The organism is Pseudomonas sp. 15A4 (assembly GCF_016925575.1).
Lineage (GTDB): Bacteria > Pseudomonadota > Gammaproteobacteria > Pseudomonadales > Pseudomonadaceae > Aquipseudomonas.
Map to the genome: position 1 here is coordinate 1,110,183 of NZ_CP068986.1, position 17,659 is coordinate 1,127,841.

General features: G+C 59.7%; 15 protein-coding genes and 1 pseudogene. 6 read left to right on the forward strand and 10 right to left on the reverse strand.

Annotated features, from left to right (window positions below; all coding sequences use genetic code 11):
- Window positions 1–2: 2 nt before the first annotated feature.
- On the reverse strand, window positions 3–1,349 hold the full coding sequence (gene algB, locus JN403_RS04965; RefSeq protein WP_037017110.1) for a sigma-54-dependent response regulator transcription factor AlgB: 1,347 nt from the start codon (window positions 1,347–1,349) through the stop codon (window positions 3–5).
- A 255-nt stretch (window positions 1,350–1,604) separates the two neighbouring features.
- On the opposite strand from algB, the gene JN403_RS04970 reads away from it, so the two are divergent.
- The 6 genes from JN403_RS04970 to JN403_RS04995 all read left to right on the forward strand — a co-directional run bounded on the left by JN403_RS04970 (window position 1,605) and on the right by JN403_RS04995 (window position 7,102).
- Window positions 1,605–2,456: a BON domain-containing protein gene (locus JN403_RS04970; RefSeq protein WP_205485775.1), complete on the forward strand. Its 852-nt coding sequence runs from the start codon at window positions 1,605–1,607 to the stop codon at window positions 2,454–2,456.
- A gap of 271 nt (window positions 2,457–2,727) precedes the next feature.
- A complete protein-coding gene (locus JN403_RS04975) occupies window positions 2,728–3,012 on the forward strand; it encodes a hypothetical protein (protein WP_122623681.1) in 285 nt (94 codons plus the stop codon).
- A gap of 88 nt (window positions 3,013–3,100) precedes the next feature.
- Window positions 3,101–3,265: a DUF1328 domain-containing protein gene (locus JN403_RS04980; protein WP_002555679.1), complete on the forward strand. Its 165-nt coding sequence runs from the start codon at window positions 3,101–3,103 to the stop codon at window positions 3,263–3,265.
- 65 nt (window positions 3,266–3,330) lie between these two features.
- Window positions 3,331–3,735: an inhibitor of vertebrate lysozyme family protein gene (locus tag JN403_RS04985; protein ID WP_240356816.1), complete on the forward strand. Its 405-nt coding sequence runs from the start codon at window positions 3,331–3,333 to the stop codon at window positions 3,733–3,735.
- A gap of 699 nt (window positions 3,736–4,434) precedes the next feature.
- Window positions 4,435–5,766 carry a glutamate/aspartate:proton symporter GltP gene (gene gltP, locus JN403_RS04990; protein ID WP_122534326.1) on the forward strand — a complete coding sequence of 444 codons (1,332 nt, stop codon included), beginning with the start codon at window positions 4,435–4,437 and terminating at the stop codon, window positions 5,764–5,766.
- Between the two features lie 97 nt (window positions 5,767–5,863).
- Window positions 5,864–7,102: a spore maturation protein gene (locus JN403_RS04995; RefSeq protein WP_205485779.1), complete on the forward strand. Its 1,239-nt coding sequence runs from the start codon at window positions 5,864–5,866 to the stop codon at window positions 7,100–7,102.
- Here JN403_RS04995 and JN403_RS05000 read toward each other — a convergent pair.
- The 9 genes and pseudogenes from JN403_RS05000 to JN403_RS05040 all read right to left on the reverse strand — a co-directional run bounded on the left by JN403_RS05000 (window position 7,075) and on the right by JN403_RS05040 (window position 17,401).
- Window positions 7,075–7,713, reverse strand: coding sequence for an ABC-type transport auxiliary lipoprotein family protein (locus JN403_RS05000; protein WP_205485781.1), 639 nt, complete (start codon window positions 7,711–7,713; stop codon window positions 7,075–7,077). The genes JN403_RS04995 and JN403_RS05000 overlap by 28 nt on opposite strands.
- A complete protein-coding gene (locus JN403_RS05005) occupies window positions 7,710–8,648 on the reverse strand; it encodes an MlaD family protein (RefSeq protein ID WP_205487230.1) in 939 nt (312 codons plus the stop codon). Before JN403_RS05005 ends, JN403_RS05000 begins: the two co-directional genes overlap by 4 nt.
- Window positions 8,648–9,454, reverse strand: a complete 807-nt coding sequence (locus tag JN403_RS05010) for an ATP-binding cassette domain-containing protein (protein WP_205485789.1) — start codon at window positions 9,452–9,454, stop codon at window positions 8,648–8,650. The genes JN403_RS05005 and JN403_RS05010 overlap by 1 nt, the downstream gene beginning before the upstream one ends.
- Window positions 9,451–10,620 (reverse strand): ABC transporter permease, encoded by a 1,170-nt coding sequence (locus JN403_RS05015; protein ID WP_192174458.1) that lies wholly within the window; start codon window positions 10,618–10,620, stop codon window positions 9,451–9,453. The genes JN403_RS05010 and JN403_RS05015 overlap by 4 nt, the downstream gene beginning before the upstream one ends.
- A 10-nt stretch (window positions 10,621–10,630) precedes the next feature.
- Window positions 10,631–11,805: pseudogene (locus JN403_RS05020) on the reverse strand (DUF5924 family protein).
- Between the two features lie 98 nt (window positions 11,806–11,903).
- Window positions 11,904–13,286 (reverse strand): insulinase family protein, encoded by a 1,383-nt coding sequence (locus JN403_RS05025; protein WP_205485792.1) that lies wholly within the window; start codon window positions 13,284–13,286, stop codon window positions 11,904–11,906.
- Window positions 13,287–13,353: 67 nt separating this feature from the next.
- Entirely contained in the window at window positions 13,354–14,997 is a 1,644-nt protein-coding gene (locus tag JN403_RS05030) for a Na/Pi cotransporter family protein (protein WP_205485793.1), read from the reverse strand.
- Between the two features lie 262 nt (window positions 14,998–15,259).
- Window positions 15,260–16,027, reverse strand: coding sequence for a TerC family protein (locus JN403_RS05035; protein WP_122534335.1), 768 nt, complete (start codon window positions 16,025–16,027; stop codon window positions 15,260–15,262).
- A 66-nt stretch (window positions 16,028–16,093) separates the two neighbouring features.
- Entirely contained in the window at window positions 16,094–17,401 is a 1,308-nt protein-coding gene (locus tag JN403_RS05040) for a CitMHS family transporter (RefSeq protein ID WP_122534336.1), read from the reverse strand.
- Window positions 17,402–17,659: the final 258 nt, after the last annotated feature.

Below are 17,659 nucleotides of genomic sequence, written 5' to 3' on the forward strand. Positions count from 1 at the left end.
TGTCACAGGTTGTACTGCTTGCGTTTTCGGTACAGCGTGGAGGCGTCGATGCCCAGCGTGCGTGCGGCCTGATCCAGCGTATCGCTGGTCGCCAGTACCGCGCCGATGTGGGCTTTCTCCAGCTCGTCAAGGCTTAGCGCTGCGCCCACACGTGGGGCATTGTTGACCGGTTGTTCGGCCATACCCAGATGCGTGATTTCGACTTTTTCCTGCGGGCAGATAATGCTCGCTCGCTCGATGACGTTACGCAGTTCACGGATGTTGCCGGGCCAGCGGTAGTTGAGCAGCGCACTGCGCGCCTGTTCGCTGAAGCCACGCGCCGGGCGACTGTACTCCTTGACGAATCGGGCCAGAAAGCGGTCCGCGAGCGTCAGGATGTCTTCGCTCCTTTCTCGTAGAGGCGGCAGGTTCAGGGTGATGACGTTCAGGCGATATAACAGGTCCTCGCGGAAGCGTCCTTCGCGGACCATGTCTTCGAGGTTCAGGTTGGTCGCCGCCAGAATGCGCACGTCGGCGCGACGGGTGACCGGGTCACCGACGCGTTCGTATTCCTTGTCCTGAATGAAGCGCAGCAGTTTTGGCTGCAGCGTGAGCGGGAAGTCGCCGATTTCATCGAGGAACAATGTACCGCCGTCCGCTTGGTTCACTCGCCCCAGCGTGCTTTCGCTGGCGCCGGTGAAGGCGCCACGGCTATGGCCGAACAATTCGCTTTCCATCAGCTCGGCAGTGAGCGACGGGCAGTTGATGGTCACGCAGGCCTTCTTGGCGCGCTTGCTCCAGCCGTGAATCGCTCGCGCCAATTCACCTTTACCCGTACCGGATTCGCCGAGGATAAGGATGTTCGCGTCGGTGTTGGCAACTTGGCGGGCTGTTTCCAGGATCGCCATCATCGACGGGCTGTGGGAATCCAGGCCGTCTTTTGGTTTGCGTACTTCGCCTTCGAGGGCTTCGAGTCGTGCCGACAATTGGCGGACTTCGAGCTGCTTGGCGGTGGCGAGGCGCAGTTGATCCGGGCTACAGGGCTTGACCAGGTAGTCGGCAGCGCCGGCCTGAATCGCGTCCACCGCGGTGTCGACCGCCGAGTGCGCAGTCACAATTACCACTCGCATCCACGGCGCCTGCACGCGCATTTGCGCCAGAACATCCAGCCCGTTGTCCTCACCCAGACGCAAATCCAGGAAACACACGTCGAATACCTGACGCTGCAACAGCGCCTCTGCCTGCGCTGCGCTGTTGGCGGTGGCTACGCTGTAGCCTTCATCTTCCAGGCAGTAGCGGAAGGTGCGAAGGATGGCGGATTCATCATCCACGAGCAGAATACGGCCCTGATTCTCAGCGGCTGCTTCCATTTTTCCTACGCTCCTCAATGAATAGTCTGTGTTAGTCCCGGAAACATCGGGCAAGTTGCATGGTTCATTCTGATTGATTCTTTGCGCTGCATGGTAGCGATCTTCTGAAAAAGCCGTCGAGTACTGATCCATGGCAGCTTGCTTGCCCTATCCGTCGGCTCGAATCCTCGCGCGCGCAAAATCAGGCCGCGCCGAACATCTGGGCCAAAGACCAGTCTGTCCAGAGGTACCTTTTGCAATTGTCTGGAGATTCCCATGCCCCCGTTGAAGAAGATCGCCCTGGCCATTACCACCGCCAGCCTGCTTGGACTGACCCCCGTCATCGCCCAGGCCGCCGCCGATCTGCCGACCCAACTGGCCGAAGCGCGCCAGGAGGGGTCGATCTGGACCGCCTTTGCCTTGAATCGGCATTTGAGTCCTTTCAAGATCAGCGTGGACGTGGAACAAGGCACTGCCATCCTCAAGGGCAAGGTCGAGAACCAGGTCGACAAGGATCTGGCGTCGCAGATAGCGGGCGACATACAGGGGATCAACAAGGTCGACAACCAGCTTGAGATTGACCCGCAGGTCGCTGCCGATCCGGGCACTAAAGCCACTATGGCCCAGCGTTTCGATGATGCGACGCTGACCGCAACCATTAAATCCAAGCTGCTGTGGAACAGCGTGACCGAGGCATTGAACATCGATGTCAGCGCCGCTCAGGGTGTCGTCACCCTCAAAGGGCAGGCGAAAGACGCAGATGCCAAGCAGCTGGCCGGAAGCCTGGCCACCAATACGGACGGCGTGACGGAGGTGAACAACCTCATCAGCGTCAGTGCGCGCGATACACAGGCCATCAAAGAGCAGAGCGAACTTCAGGCCAATGCCGTTCGCGAGGAATTCAGCGATGCATGGATTACCAGTAAGGTGAAATCCAGCCTTATATATAGCCGCACCCTCGATGGCTTGAACATCAAGGTCGACACCAAGAACGGTGTAGTCACGCTGGACGGTGTGGTGGCTAACTACGCCGAGAAGGAACTGGCGGTCGAGATCGCGCGCAACATTCGCGGGGTTAAAGGCGTCGATGCCGACACCCTGCGCGTTACAGCGCGCAGCGCGGGCTAGAGCGTTACATGGCGGTCGGACAGGGTTTTCAGATCGGTATTTGCACCTGAAATGAATTCGGCCGCTAACGTGATGTCCGCCCATTCGTGCATTCCGCACGATGACAAATGTTCAATCGTGCAGCTTGCGTGTACGACACTTCTGAATTATCTATCTAAGCTATTGATTTATAAGGATAAAAACGTTCGCAAAAAGCTGGCACACAGCGTGCAATATTCCTGATAACAAAGGCCTGAACAGACGGCCGACAAGATTGCCAGGAGTCAGCTGAATGAACGCTCAACATCTCGCCAACAAACTGCGTATCTCTCCTCTGCATTTGCAGCAGGTCTTGTTTGCCAGTCTGGCGCTGATGATTACGCTCATTGTTGTGCAGCAGTTCAATCACTGGAATCAGAATCAGGAAGTGACTCAGGTTCACTACTCCCACGCTCACACCGCACCTTTTGCCAAGGCAAGTGCGCTGAAAGCCTCGGACGTCGCCTTGAGCATGCAAGTTGATGATGCGGCCGCTACTCCTGATGAAGCGCCACGTCAGCAAAGCTGGGTTTTCTGATCCTCCGGGTCGAAGACGCGATCTACCCCGAGGGTCATCCCGACCCCTCGACGTAGCAAAAAATCAATAAACAGTAAGGAGATTCACCATGTTGAGCTGGGCAATCACATTTCTGATCATCGCTATCGTTGCAGCCGTCCTTGGTTTTGGTGGTATCGCAGGTACTGCTACCGGCATTGCCAAGATCCTGTTCGTGGTCTTCCTGGTCATGTTCGTGGTGTCGTTCTTCTTTGGCCGTCGCGGCCGAGGCTGAATATGGGCTTGAAGCATCTCCATGCACTGACACTGGCGCTCCTGGGGAGCGTCAGCGTTACAGCTATGGCGGCCAACGACGGTCAGTCTCGGGCAAACGAGCTATTAAGTTCGAATGCCGAGTACCGCGAAACGTGGTCGAGCGTGGTCAAGAAGGAAGAGCGATTGCCCGATTGGGTGATCAATCTTTCCGGCGCCGCGGAGCAGATGAATGCCGTGACTGAGGACGGTGACAAGTATCTGGTAGGGCCGCTCTGCGAAACCCAGGATACTTGCCGCAACAAGCGACTCATCGTGGCGTTCAATCTGGACAGGTCCCATGCGTACGCCATGTTGGTCGAAGTGCCAGCGGGACTTCCCGCAGACAAATCCCCGACGCGCCATGCGGATTACCGGTTTTTGGGCAAGCCGGACGAAGGCATGCAAGGCCTTCTGAAAGAACAGCTCAAGAAAGATCCTAACTGGTACTGATTTGAATGATGGGAGACCTGTCCCTGACAGACCTTCCTGATAGGCGCGCAGCCCGAAGACGGTGCGCGTATGACCAAGGGGCCGGGGCGTTGCGATCAAGGGAGTGATTGAAGCGTCCTAGGAGTACAGGGAGTACTCCCACATGTGGGCCGGGTCAGGCAAGCCGCATTGCAAGTCCATCGTCCGATAGAGCTTCAACCTTTATCCGGCAGTGGACTTGCGAGGCGCAAATGATCGCTATTTTCTTCAACGTCTCTGTATCTCATAAGTCCTACATACCCCCTTCTACGTTTCCTACGACCGTATATCGCCAAAAATTCCTCGTGCAAATGGCTTGTCGGCCATCCATGACCGATCTGTCACTCTGCCATCGCGTCTTGCGTAAATCCGCTACAGGCGACGTTTTAGCCACTTCTCAGCATTCCTGTGTCGAGCGAATTCGCCGTGTTTTGGCGCGCTTTACTGTAAGTGATTGATTTGCATCATGCCGATTCGGCATAGGGTAGTCGTTTACGGCATTAGACGATGCAAGTCACCGTGGGAATAGTTGCGCCTTTTTCGCCTGCTCAGAGCTCGGATGCTCGCCTGCGGCCACTTACGAGACAGTCCTGACGGCGACCGCGGTATCACGCTTGCTACCAAGCGCAATGATGAACGTGTGGTTGGGGGATGTCCCGGCAATGACAACAAGGTAATGACATGAAGAAGGCAAAACTGAGCCTCGCCTGGCAGATCCTCATCGGCCTGGTCCTGGGTATCGCCATTGGCGCCGTCCTGAACCATTTCAGCGCCGAGAAAGCCTGGTGGATCAGCAACATCCTGCAGCCAGCGGGCGACATCTTCATCCGCCTGATCAAAATGATCGTTATCCCGATTGTGATCTCGTCCCTGGTCGTCGGCATCGCAGGCGTCGGCGACGCCAAGAAGCTGGGCCGCATCGGTTTGAAGACCATCCTCTATTTTGAAGTCGTCACCACGATTGCCATCGTAGTGGGCCTGTTGCTGGCCAATGTCTTCCATCCCGGCACCGGCATCGACATGAGCACGCTGGGCACGGTGGACATCTCGCAGTACGAAAAGACGACCTCCGAAGTGCAGCATGACCATGCCTTCGTAGCGACGATCCTCAACCTCATCCCGTCGAACATCTTCGCGGCCGTTGCCCGTGGCGACATGCTGCCGATCATCTTCTTCTCGGTGTTCTTCGGGTTGGGTCTGTCGAGCCTGAATGCCGAAGTGCGTGATCCGCTGGTGAAGGTCTTCCAGGGTGTGTCGGAGACCATGTTCAAGGTCACCCACATGATCATGAATTACGCGCCGATTGGCGTATTCGCCCTGATCGCCGTGACTGTTGCCAACTTTGGCTTCGCCTCGCTGCTGCCGTTGGCCAAGCTGGTGATTCTGGTGTACGTCGCCATCGCCTTCTTTGCCTTCGTGGTGCTGGGACTTATTGCGCGCCTGTTTGGCTTCTCGGTGCTCAAGCTGATGCGCATCTTCAAAGACGAACTGGTGCTGGCCTACTCCACCGCCAGTTCCGAAACCGTGCTGCCACGCGTGATCGAGAAGATGGAAGCGTACGGGGCGCCGAAAGCCATCAGCAGCTTCGTGGTGCCGACCGGCTACTCGTTCAACCTCGACGGCTCGACGCTGTACCAAAGCATCGCGGCGCTGTTCATCGCTCAGCTGTACGGCATTGATCTGTCGATCGGCCAGCAGTTGATGCTGGTGCTGACCCTGATGGTGACGTCCAAGGGCATCGCCGGTGTGCCGGGCGTATCGTTTGTCGTGCTGCTTGCAACCCTGGGCAGCGTGGGCATTCCGCTGGAAGGCCTGGCGTTCATTGCTGGCGTCGACCGCATCATGGACATGGCCCGCACCGCGCTGAACGTGATCGGCAACGCGCTTGCGGTATTGGTGATCTCGCGCTGGGAAGGCATGTACGACGACGCCAAGGGCGAGCGCTACTGGAACTCCCTGCCGCACTGGCGTGGCAAGGACCCTCTGCCGGCGGGTCAATCGACGGTCGAGTAATCACTATAGAGCGTGAATCATCAAACCCTGGCCCTGGCCGGGGTTTGTTGTTTCTGCCCCCGCCGTTATCATCGCCGCATCTTGCGAGGGGATTTGTATGCTGAACGGCCTATGGCTTGGGTTTTTCGTGGTCGCGGCGATATCTGCGCTGGCGCAGTGGCTGGTCGGGGGTAATGCCGGCGTTTTTGCCGCCATGGTCGAGAGCATCTTCGCCATGGCCAAGCTGTCGGTGGAAGTCATGGTGCTGTTGTTCGGCACCCTGACCCTGTGGCTGGGCTTTCTCAACATTGCCGAAAAGGCCGGAATCGTCGACTGGCTGGGAAAAGTCCTGGCGCCGCTGTTTCATCGCCTCATGCCCGAAGTGCCGCGTGGCCATCCGGCGTTGGGCCTGATCACCCTTAACTTCGCCGCCAACGCGCTGGGTCTGGACAACGCCGCCACGCCCATCGGTCTCAAGGCCATGCGCTCGCTGCAAGAGCTCAATCCCAGCAAGACCATCGCCAGTAACGCGCAGATCCTCTTTCTGGTGCTCAATGCCTCTTCGCTGACGCTGCTGCCAGTGACCATCTTCATGTACCGCGCCCAGCAAGGTGCCGCCGATCCCACCATGGTGTTCCTGCCGATCCTGCTCGCCACCAGCGCCTCGACACTGGTCGGTCTGCTGTCGGTCGCCTTTATGCAGCGCCTCAAGTTGTGGGACCCGGTTGTGCTCGCTTATCTGATTCCCGGTGCGTTGCTGCTGGGCGGCTTCATGGCCGTATTGGCCGGGCTGTCCGCTGCTGCGCTGTCGAGTCTCTCGTCGGTGCTGGGCAACGTGACGCTGTTCGGCATCATCATGCTGTTCCTGGTGGTTGGCGCGCTGCGTAAGGTCAAGGTGTACGAAACCTTCGTCGAGGGGGCGAAAGAGGGCTTCGACGTTGCCAAAAACCTGCTGCCGTATCTGGTCGCGATGCTCTGCGCCGTTGGCGTGCTGCGCGCATCGGGCGCGCTGGATCTGATTCTTGAGGGAATTCGTCACGTGATTCAGTGGGTCGGCCTGGACACCCGCTTCGTCGATGCGCTGCCGACGGCGCTGGTCAAGCCGTTCTCCGGCAGCGCAGCACGGGCGATGCTGATCGAGACCATGAAAACACAGGGCGTCGACAGCTTCCCGGCCCTCGTCGCGGCGACGATTCAAGGCAGCACCGAAACCACGTTCTACGTCCTGGCGGTGTACTTCGGCGCCGTGGGCATCCAGCGCGCACGACACGCCGTGGGCTGCGCGCTGCTGGCGGAATTTGCGGGGGTGGTCGCCGCGATCTCTGTCTGTTACTGGTTCTTCGGCGCGGCGGTGTAACGCCTCTCGCCCTGCTCAACGCTCCATTGCAACACTTGGGCGGCCAGCGTATCGCTGGCCTGACCGAATGCCGAGACCACCGCCGACACCTGCTTGTCGGCCACCGGCTGATGCACTTCAAAGCGCCGGCTCGCGACAATCCGCTGGCGATCGTCAGCGAGCCGTGCATCCAGGCGAATCACCACTTCAATGGCGGCCCCGCGATACTCGCTCTGAAACGCCTGCAGCTCCCCGCCCAATTCAAAATCAGCCTGCAGATTACTGTCGTCGGTGCTGATCGACTGCACTCGCCCGTCACGGTAGAAAGCATCGGTCAGTCGGTTGCGCAGCAGAACCGGCGCCGGATCACTCCAGCGCGCGCCCTTGTAGCTGCTGATGACATTGCCTTGGGGGATGACGGCGATGCGCGGAGTGTCCAGGGTCTCGCTGGATTTGGGCCGCACCACCCGCAACGACCACGCCACCGGCGCCGCCCCTTTGCTGGCGGGCGATGCCGTCGGCAAGCGGTATACGTCAGACGGCGCCTGCTCGGGTAGGATCGAACACGCGCCGAGCGACACCAGGGTTGCCGCCAATAACAGTCGAGTGATGGACTGACCGACAAGCCTCATGGCTCGAACTCCTTATTCTTGTCGCTGCCCAGCAAATAGCCGCTCGGGTTGGCGTTCAGGCTGCGCGAGATGGTTTTCAATGAACTGAGGGTTTCACGCAGCTCGCGAATCGCCGGGCCCAGTTCGCCCAGCCCTTGCAGGCCATCGTTCACCGAATTCTGGTTGTTCTTGAGCAGCGTATTGATGGTCTGGCTGCTCTGTTCAAGGGATTTCATCGCCTGCTGCGCACTGGCGATGGTTTGCCTGCCGTCGCTGGTCAGCAACTGGTTGGCGTTGCGCATCAGCGTAGAGGTCTGCTCCAGGGTCGCGCCGGCCTGCTTGCTCAGCAGCGTCATCTGCTTCAAGGCCTGACGAATGTCGTCGCGCTGATCGGAGATGGCCCCGGTGGTTTGCTCCAGATGCTGCAGGGTGCGTGACAGCGTCTCCACGTTCTCGGAAGAAAACATCGCGTTGGCGTTGTGCAGCAGTGCGGTGCTGCCGCTGAGCAAATCATCGCTGTCATTCAGCAGCCGCGAAATGGGCGACGGCGAGGCGATGATCACTGGCAGGTTGCCGCCCTCGCCCTTCAGTTCCTCGCTTTGCGGTGTGCCGCCGCTGAGCTGAATGAGCGATGTACCGGTAATGCCGGCCAGTGCCAGTTTGGCGAAGGTGTCGCGCTTGATCGGGGTTTCGCCGGCAACGCGGATCTGCGCCAGCACCCGGCGCGGGTCCTGTGGATCGAGGCGCAACTGCACGACGTCACCCACCTTGATCCCGCTGTACTGCACTGGACTGCCGCGAGACAGCCCCGTCACCGCCTCGTTGAAGACAACCTGATAGTCCTTGAACGCCGAGTCGACGCTGGACTTTGCGAGCCACAGACCGAACAGCAGCGCGGCAGCGACCACGATCACCGTGAACAGGCCGATCAGAACGTGATGGGCGCGGGTTTCCATCATGAGACCTCGTGTGGGTGGGTGGCCGCCGAATAGGCCGAGCGGCCGCGCGGGCCATGAAAGTATTCGTGAATCCAGGCGTCCTTGGTCGCCGACACCCTGTCGATGGTGTCCGCAACCAGCACGCGCTTCTGCGCCAGCACGGCGACGCGGTCGGTGATTGTATAAAGCGTGTCGAGGTCATGGGTGACCATGAACACGCTCAGCCCCAAGGCGTCGCGCAGGGTCAGAATCAACTGATCAAAGGCGCCGGCGCCTATCGGATCGAGCCCGGCAGTGGGTTCGTCCAGAAACAGGATGTCCGGATCCAGCGCCAGCGCTCGTGCCAACGCCGCGCGCTTGATCATGCCGCCAGAGAGCGACGCTGGGTATTTGTGCGCCGCCGACAGCGGCAGTCCGGCCAGCGCCATTTTGATCCCGGCCAGATGCTCCGCTTCCTCGCGGCTCAGGCCGGCGTGTTCGATCAGCGGTAGCGCGACGTTCTCCGTGATGGTCAGCGAGGAGAACAGCGCGCCCTTCTGAAACAGCACCCCGAAACGTCGTTCAACCTGGGAGCGCGCTTTGTCGGACAGATTCAGCAAATCCTGACCCAAGACGCGGACGCTTCCTGCGGCAGGTCTTTGCAGCCCGACAATGCTGCGCAGCAACACAGATTTACCGGCGCCGGAGCCGCCCACTACGCCGAGGATTTCCCCGCGATACAGGTCCAGATCGAGGTTCTCATGCACCACTTGCGAGCCAAACCGATTGCTCAGGCCCCGAACCTCGATCACCGTCTCGACGGGTTGTACGCAGCGTCGGGTCACCAGCCAATCTCCATGCAGAACATTGCCACCAGTGCATCCAACACGATGACCACGAAAATGGACTGCACCACGCTCGACGTCGTGTGTGCCCCAACGGACTCAGCGCTGCCCTCGACCTTGAAGCCCTCCAGGCAACCGATCGCGGCAATAAAGAACGCAAAGATCGGCGCCTTGGCGATGCCGACGAGAAAGTGCTGCACGCCGATGTCGGCCTGCATCAACGACAGAAACATCGCCGGCGAGATGCCCAGCGACAGAGCGCAGACCACGCCGCCACCGACGATGCCGCAGATCATCGCGAGAAAGGTCAGCATGGGCAGCGAGATAAGCAACGCGATCACGCGAGGCAATACCAGCAGTTCTGTAGGACTTAGCCCCAGGGTTTGCAGCGCATCCAGCTCTTCGTTGGCTTTCATCGAGCCGATCTGCGCAGTGAAGGCGCTGGCCGTACGACCGGCCAATAAGATGGCAGTCAGCAGCACGGCGAACTCCCGCAGGAACGAGAAGCCGATCAGGTCAACGGTAAAAATCGTCGCGCCAAAGGCCTTCAGCACCGTGGCGCCGAGAAAGGCCACTACGGCGCCAACCATGAACGTCAGCAGCGCCACAATGGGCGCGGCGTCCAGGCCGATTTGCTCGATGTGGGCGATGACGGACGTGGTGCGCCAGCGTTTGGGGCGAAACAGGGTGGAGGCGAAGGTCTGCAGGATGAGACCGATAAAGCCGAGCAGCTGCAGCGTGTCCTTCCAGATCACCTCCACTGCCGAGCCAATTCGCGACAGCAGCTGCATGCCCACGGCCGCCTCGGGCTCTCGGACTGGCTGGCAATAGTCCGCCAGTGCGCTCTGGATGGTCTGCATCAGCGCGCGGCTGGATTCCGGCAGGTTGGGCGCTTGCACGGCCAGTAGGCGCAGGCGCTGTACGCCGAGCAGTTCCACGAGCAGCGACGCACCGGCGGTATCGAGGGCGCCGAGTTCGTCCATGTCCACGAGGGTGGCTGGACCGAATCCGGCGCTCAGCGCATCGGTCTGGCGCTTGAGTTCGCGGTAATGGGCAAGCGTCCAGTCTCCGGCAATCCGCAGTTGCACGGGATTGATCGAAGTGTCCAGTAAGACGCGTCCTGGAACCTTGGGCGCGGAGGAAGCCTGCGTGGTCAATGGGGTCATAGCGACGAGCTTAGTTGGTTTTGGCCGGGGCAGATGGGCTCTCGGCTGGCGCACTGTCCGCAGGTTTTTTCGCCTCCGAATCATCCGGATCCGCAGCGTCGGTGCCTGGCTTCAGGCCTGCCGGCTTGATCTTGTTGCGAGTGACGGGCGGCTGATCGCGCTCGGTGACGTCAAAGCGCAGCACACCAATCATCTGCCCGTCCTCAGTGAGCACCCTCACCTGCCATTTACCCAACACGTCCGGCGGAAAATTCTGTTTGTGCGTCCAAGCCCGGTAGCCTTCCTCACGACCGCCCTTGATGTCTAGAGCAATGCGCTCTATTTCCTCGCCGTTATGGCGCCACACATGATAAATCCGTTCATTCAGGCCGCGCGGGGCGTTGATCGAGGTGTAGGCGTAGAGCCCGGCGCTGCGCAGCTGGTTGACGCCGATCTCCTGAATGCTCTCGCCGGGGGTGCGATTCTGGTTATCGAAGCGCGTACTTATTGCCGCCTCGGTCAGCCAGAGCGTCGCCGGCGGCACCCAGAATCGCGCCATCCAGCCCACCCCTCCGATGGCCAGTGTCATGGCCACCACGCCGAGGCCGCGTTTCCAGTTGTTGATCGGGTAGCCCGATGCCAGGCTCGGGAACGACAGCAGCATCGCAATGCCCAGTGCCAGCTTGTAGCTCTCGGCCGTGGTCAGGTGAACGATGATCGGCAGCGCCGTGAGCAGTGCGGCGAACAGCGTCAGGGTATGCAGGGCCATGAAAAGCCAGCGGCGCGGCGCCAGCCATTTGTAGTACAGCGGGTCGATGATGGAAATCAGGCCTGCCGCCCCGAGCAGCCCGGTGAAAGCCAGCTGGCCGCTGTACCACGTGGTAGTGACGAAGAAGAACGGCAGTACGAAAAACAGGCTTTCCTGATGGATCATCTGAGTGCCGTAGCGCAGCAGCGGCTGCGGGATTTCGCGCTTGAACATCTTCGCGAACAGCGCGACCGCGCTGTTTTCCACCATCAGCCAGATCCAGCTCACCAGCAGAATGACCGCAATCCAGGTCGCCAGCTTGGCCTGGCGATCCACCAGAATGAAACTGCCGATGCCTGAGCAAAACCCAAAAACGCAATCAGCCCGGGGTAGCGCTTGATGAACTCCAGCACACGCTGGACCAGCGAGTGCTGAATGATTGCGTTAATGTCCGGCATCGGTGGGCGTCACTCTTCGTTTATGAAGCTAGGTCTATGAAGTTGGAGATCGTCTGCGTCTGACGGGCCCGCTGAATCCAATACGCTGACTATAGGCGTTACAACGGACGCTTCTTGTAAACCCGCCATCGCCAGACAATCAGCAACGCCACCAGCCCTGTCAGCAAGCATCCGACCCCATAGAGCTCGTCGTAACTGAGCAGTGGCTCCTCAACCCGAAGATACCCGGGTTGCGCCAGCAGTTGACGCATCGCCTGATTGGCCAGATCCAGGCTCACGCCCCGGGTCCGCTTGGCCGGGTCTTGGAAGCGGCCATCGTCGTAGTCATTCAACGCACCCCAGTAATAGTCGGCCAGCGCGCTATTGCCTTGAACGGCCCAGGCTTGCTTGGCGATGGAGGCCTGCTGCAGCCGTGCAAAGGTGGCCGGGTCCATACCTTCCTTGCGCAGCCGCTGGAGCATCGCGCGCACGGCGGCCGTGGCCGAATCGACGTCTTCACGGTTGAGATCGGCATTCAGACTGAGAAAGCCGGTGTCCCCGAACGCTTCGCGATCGGCCCATGGCCCGTAGGAATACCCCTTGTCCAAACGCAGTTCGCTGTACAGCGCCCAGTCCAGATACGCCTTCACCAAATCCCAGGTTTCATCGTGCTGCTCGCCCATGTCCGGCTCAGGGAACAGCAAATGCAGCTTCGCGCCATCGCCCAACGCGCCGCGGATCAGCGTGCGCTCGGGGTCGGCTTTTTCGGTCATCGAGCGAAGCGGCGGATGTTCCGTAGGATCCACCGCATTAAGTTGGCCAAAGGTGCGTTCCAGATAGGCCGGCAGCAACTTGTCGAGTTCGCCCACGATGATCAGCGTCATGTTGTTGGAGGCGTACCAGTTGTTGTAGATATTCTCGACTTGCTCCAGCGTGAGGTGATCGACCTCTGCCCGCTCCGGACATTTGAGGCCAAGCTCAACGGCAAGCTGACTGCTGGCACCGTGGCCCAGATCACGCTTGTCCAGCCAGCGTTGCAAATGCGAGTAGTGGCCACCGTCTTCACGGGCGACGATGCGCTTGGCAGTGTCCAGATTGGCCTGATTGATTTGCGTGTGAGTCAGCAGATTGAGGAGCAGATCGAGCACCTTGCGCTGATTCTGCGCCGGCGCCTCGATGACGAAAGTGGTATCGGTGTTGCTGGTGAACGCGTTCCACTCTCCACCCAGCGCCTGCATCTGTTGCTCAAGTCCGCCCTCCCCGCTGTTGTCGATCCCGCTGAATAGCAGGTGCTCCAGCAGGTGCGGCAGCTCTTTGTCTTCGCATTTGAAGTCATCGAAGCCAATACCCACGACCAGGCGAATAGCGACATGACCTTTGTCCGCAGGCTTGAGCAACAACTGCAAACCGTTGGGCAGCACGTAGCCCTCAACCTGCAACCGGTCGAGGGCCATGGAAGAAAGGGATGTCAGAACCAGACAAACGAACAGCAGGCAACGCATAAAAACGGGCTTCCTTGCGGGCCGGTATGTGTAACAGACTTCGCAGCGGCGCCTGCGTTCACCACGATTATTCCGGGTTGCCCTCGCTGGACAAGGCGCCTGTGTCATTGGTTTCAAGGACCACGTAGGCGCTGCTGCAGAACAGCGAGTTCAAGCGTTTCATGTCGGAAATCAGCTCAAGGTGCAGGGAGCTGGTCTCGATACTCTGCACAATCTTGCGTTGCAGTCTGCTGACATGGGCATGGGCCAGGCGCCGCTCCTGTGCGCGAAAACGACGTTTCTCGCGCAACAGCTGGCGCGCGCTTTCCGGGTCACCGCTGAGGAAGACCGACAGGCCTAGACGCAGATTCGCCATCAGTTGCTCGTGCAGCCCGGACAGTTCTTCCAAGCCAACGTCGGAAAACGACCGCCGCTGCGAGGTTTTCTGCTGCTGAACCTTGCGTAGCATGCGCTCGATCAGCCCGCTGGCCAGTTCCAGATTGATCGCCAGTTCGATGATCTCGGCCCAGCGGCGATTGTCCTGATCGCTGAGGTCGTCGCGGGGCATCTGCGCCAGGTATAACTTGATGGCGTTGTAGAGCACCTCGACATCATCGTTGAGCCGACGCACTTCCTGAGTGACCGCCGTCTGGTTGCCCCGCAGCACCTCTTGCATGGCATTGAGCATGCTGTCGATCAGATCACCCATGCGCAGGGTTTCGCGCACGGCATTGGCCAGCGCCAGGCTCGGCGTGGCCAGTGCGGTCAGGTCCAGATGGCGAGGCTTGGTCTGGCCGTTGATCTCGGCCTGCTGAGGCAGAATCGACGCGCACAGACGTCCCATCGGCCCCACCGTCGGCAGCATGATCAGGCAGCGCAGGGAGTTGTAGATGACATGAAAGCTGATGACCAGGCTCGACGGACTGACATTCAGCGTGTCCATCCACGCCACCAGCGGGGTCAGGACCGGGGTGATCAGCAACAGCCCGATCAGTTTGTACAGCAGGCTGCCCAGGGCCACCTGGCGCCCGGCCACATTCTGCATGCTGGTGCTGAGGAATGCCAACAGACCGCTGCCGATGTTGGCGCCGATCACCAGACCGATCGCCACCGGCAGGCTTATGATTTCCGCGCCTGCGAGGGTCGCCGTCAGCAGCACCGCCGCAAGGCTTGAGTAGGAGATCAGCGCGAACATGGCGCCGACCAGTGCGTCGAGCAGAAGATCGCCCGTCAGTGACGCAAACAGCACCTTCACACCAGCAGCCTGGGTAATCGGCGCGGCGGCGGTGACGATTAGCTGCAAGGCGAGAATGATCAGGCCCAGGCCAATGCCGACACGACCCAACTGGCCCACACGGGTTTGTTTGCGCGACAGAAAGAAGATCACGCCCAGAAAGATCAGCAGTGGCGACAGCCACGACAGATCGAATGTCAGGATTCGCGACATCACCGCAGTACCGACGTCGGCACCGAGCATGATGGCCAGCGCGGGCGTCAGGCCCATCAAGCCCTGGCCAACGAAGGACGTCACCAGCATCGCCGTGGCGTTACTGCTTTGCACCACAGCGGTGACGAGGATCCCCGCAACGAATGCCAGCGGGCGTTTGGACATGTTCTGGCCAATGACACGGCGCAGCTGCGAGCCGTAGACACGCAGAATGCCGGTCCGAACGATGTGTGTGCCCCAGATCAACAGCGCGACGGCGGAAAGCAAATCGAGCAGGGTCAGCATACGGAGAGCCCCCTGTAGGTTGCCCATCGGGCAAAGTTAAAGGTCCAGCGTGTAGCGAGCGTAAGCGCTTGAGGTGCATCGAACAGCGCGCTCAACTAAAGCTTTAGTCGGCCTGTGGCCTTAATGCCAGCATGGCACAGCGGATTATTTCTTGAAACAAATCTGTCATAAATCAGGTATTTGAAGGTCGCCCGTTGATTCGCACCGATAAAAAACGGGGCACTCAAAGGGCCCCGTTTTCACCACATCCGCGCAGCGGACGTTACTGCCCCGGTACGTCCTTGTGAAGTTTCACAGGGTCCTGCATCTTGCGCTTCTTCGCCATCGACGTGCGCATTTTGATGTTGATCGCTTCGACCGCCAGCGAGAACGCCATGGCGAAGTAGACGTAGCCCTTCGGCACATGCACATCGAACGACTCGGCAATCAGCACGGTGCCGACGACGATCAGGAACGACAACGCCAGCATTTTCAGCGAAGGGTGCTTCTCGATGAAGTCGCTGATGACGCCCGCGCACAGCATCATGATCAGCACCGCCACGATGATCGCCGCGACCATCACCGGTACGTGGGAAACCATACCCACGGCAGTAATGACCGAGTCCAGCGAGAATACGATGTCGATGATTGCAATCTGAAGGATGGTGTACAGAAACATGCCGCCCTTGCCTTTCGGCTCGTCCAGCGATTCTTCCTCGCCTTCCATGCCGTGGTAGATCTCTTGCGAGCTCTTCCACAACAGAAACAGACCACCGAAGAACAGGATCAGGTCACGTCCGGAAATGCCCTGGCCGAGGACCACGAACAGGTCGTCGGTGAGGCGCATGACCCAGGTGATCGACAGCAGCAGCAGAATCCGCGTCACCATCGCCAGCGCCAGGCCGAAGATACGGGTGCGTGGCTGCATCGCCTTAGGCATGCGGCTGACCAGGATCGAGATCATGATGATGTTGTCGATACCCAGCACGATTTCCAGGGCGGTCAGCGTGAAGAAAGCAACCCAGATCTCAGGGTTGGTCAGCCATTCCATTACGTATTCCTTTGAGCGTTTGTCTTCCCTCCGGCACAGTTACGCCAGAGGGAGCGTTGAGTTGCGTTATAGGCTGCTGTAAAGCGGGAAAATTCCCATCAGCAGCGCAGCGATCAGAATGCACACACACACCAGCACGGCCCATTTGAGGGTAAAGCGCTGGTGATCACCGAACTCGATGCCCGCCAGTGCCACCAGCAGATACGTCGACGGCACCAACGGACTCAACAGGTGGACGGGCTGGCCGACGATCGAGGCACGTGCCATCTCCACCGGGCTGATGCCGTAATGCGAAGCGGCTTCGGCCAGCACTGGCAGCACACCATAGTAGAACGCGTCGTTAGACATGAAGAAAGTGAACGGCATGCTGACAACTGCAGTGATCACGGCCAGATAAGGGCCCATCGCTTCAGGAATCACGGCCAGCAGGCTCTTCGACATCGCGTCGACCATTCCGGTGCCGGACAGGATACCGGTAAAGATCCCCGCAGCAAAAATCAGTCCGACCACTGCCAGCACGCTGCCGGCGTGGGCCGCTACACGGTCTTTCTGTGCTTGCAGGCACGGGTAGTTGACGATCATCGCGATGCTGAATGCAATCATGAACAGCACCGGCAGCGGCAGCAGGCCCATGATCAGCGCCACCATCAGCACCAGCGTCAGTGCGGCGTTGAACCAGATCAGCTTGGGGCGGCGGGCTTCAGGAAACTGGGAAACGCTGATGTCGCTGTGATCGCCCTCGTCACCGGGCAGGTGCAGTTCGCCCAAGCGCGCACGCTCGCGTTTGCCGTAGAAGTAGGCGATCAGCAGAATCGCCACAACGCCTGCCAGCATCGCCGGAATCATTGGCACGAAGATGTCGGATGGATCGACATGCAGGGCGCTCGCCGCACGCGCGGTCGGGCCGCCCCATGGCGTCATGTTCATCACGCCGCCGGCCAGAATGATCAAGCCGGCCATGATGCGCGGGCTCATGCCCAGGCGGCTGTACAGCGGCAACATGGCGGCCACGCAGATCATGTACGTCGTGGCGCCATCACCGTCCAGCGAGACAACCAGCGCCAGCACAGCCGTACCGACCGACACTTTGACCGGGTCGCCTTTCACCAGCTTGAGGATCTTGCGCACGGCCGGGTCGAACAGCCCGGAGTCGATCATCAGTGCGAAATAAAGGATGGCGAACATCAGCATTACGCCTGTTGGCGCTAGCTTGGTGATGCCCGCAAGCATCATTGGGCCGATTTCCGAGGCGAAGCCACCGAACAAGGCAAAAACGATAGGGACAATGATCAAGGCAATCAGCGCGGACAGGCGCTTGCTCATGATCAGGTACATGAAGGCGACGACCATGGCGAAGCCGAGGAAGGTCAACATAGCAATTACTCCAGCGTTACGCGGCGTGGGAACGGACGAGACGAATCGATCAGCTCAAAACGAGCGGCGCGTGGAGTCGGGGATTACGAAGGGGGTACTGCAGGGCACATGCAAGCATCGGAAATCACCTAATTGTTGTTGTAGATGGGCCGGAGAACGTCAAGCGCGTTCGTCCTGGCCGACCGGTCTGTCGCCGGCGGTGAGGTGATGCTAAACGGGGAAGCTTTCAGCCAGCTTTCGTTGCATGTCGCAATTTGA

Bases quoted from the DNA above. Each gene is read 5' to 3' on its own strand.
- JN403_RS05000 (WP_205485781.1), bottom strand. From the start codon at position 7,713: ATGAGGCTTGTCGGTCAGTCCATCACTCGACTGTTATTGGCGGCAACC.
- JN403_RS05040 (WP_122534336.1), bottom strand. From the start codon at position 17,401: ATGTTGACCTTCCTCGGCTTCGCCATGGTCGTCGCCTTCATGTACCTG.
- JN403_RS05015 (WP_192174458.1), bottom strand. From the start codon at position 10,620: ATGACCCCATTGACCACGCAGGCTTCCTCCGCGCCCAAGGTTCCAGGA.
- JN403_RS04995 (WP_205485779.1), top strand. From the start codon at position 5,864: ATGCTGAACGGCCTATGGCTTGGGTTTTTCGTGGTCGCGGCGATATCT.
- gltP (WP_122534326.1), top strand. From the start codon at position 4,435: ATGAAGAAGGCAAAACTGAGCCTCGCCTGGCAGATCCTCATCGGCCTG.
- JN403_RS04985 (WP_240356816.1), top strand. From the start codon at position 3,331: ATGGCGGCCAACGACGGTCAGTCTCGGGCAAACGAGCTATTAAGTTCG.
- JN403_RS04970 (WP_205485775.1), top strand. From the start codon at position 1,605: ATGCCCCCGTTGAAGAAGATCGCCCTGGCCATTACCACCGCCAGCCTG.
- JN403_RS05025 (WP_205485792.1), bottom strand. From the start codon at position 13,286: ATGCGTTGCCTGCTGTTCGTTTGTCTGGTTCTGACATCCCTTTCTTCC.
- JN403_RS05005 (WP_205487230.1), bottom strand. From the start codon at position 8,648: ATGGAAACCCGCGCCCATCACGTTCTGATCGGCCTGTTCACGGTGATC.
- JN403_RS04980 (WP_002555679.1), top strand. From the start codon at position 3,101: ATGTTGAGCTGGGCAATCACATTTCTGATCATCGCTATCGTTGCAGCC.
- JN403_RS05030 (WP_205485793.1), bottom strand. From the start codon at position 14,997: ATGCTGACCCTGCTCGATTTGCTTTCCGCCGTCGCGCTGTTGATCTGG.
- JN403_RS05035 (WP_122534335.1), bottom strand. From the start codon at position 16,027: ATGGAATGGCTGACCAACCCTGAGATCTGGGTTGCTTTCTTCACGCTG.
- algB (WP_037017110.1), bottom strand. From the start codon at position 1,349: ATGGAAGCAGCCGCTGAGAATCAGGGCCGTATTCTGCTCGTGGATGAT.
- JN403_RS04975 (WP_122623681.1), top strand. From the start codon at position 2,728: ATGAACGCTCAACATCTCGCCAACAAACTGCGTATCTCTCCTCTGCAT.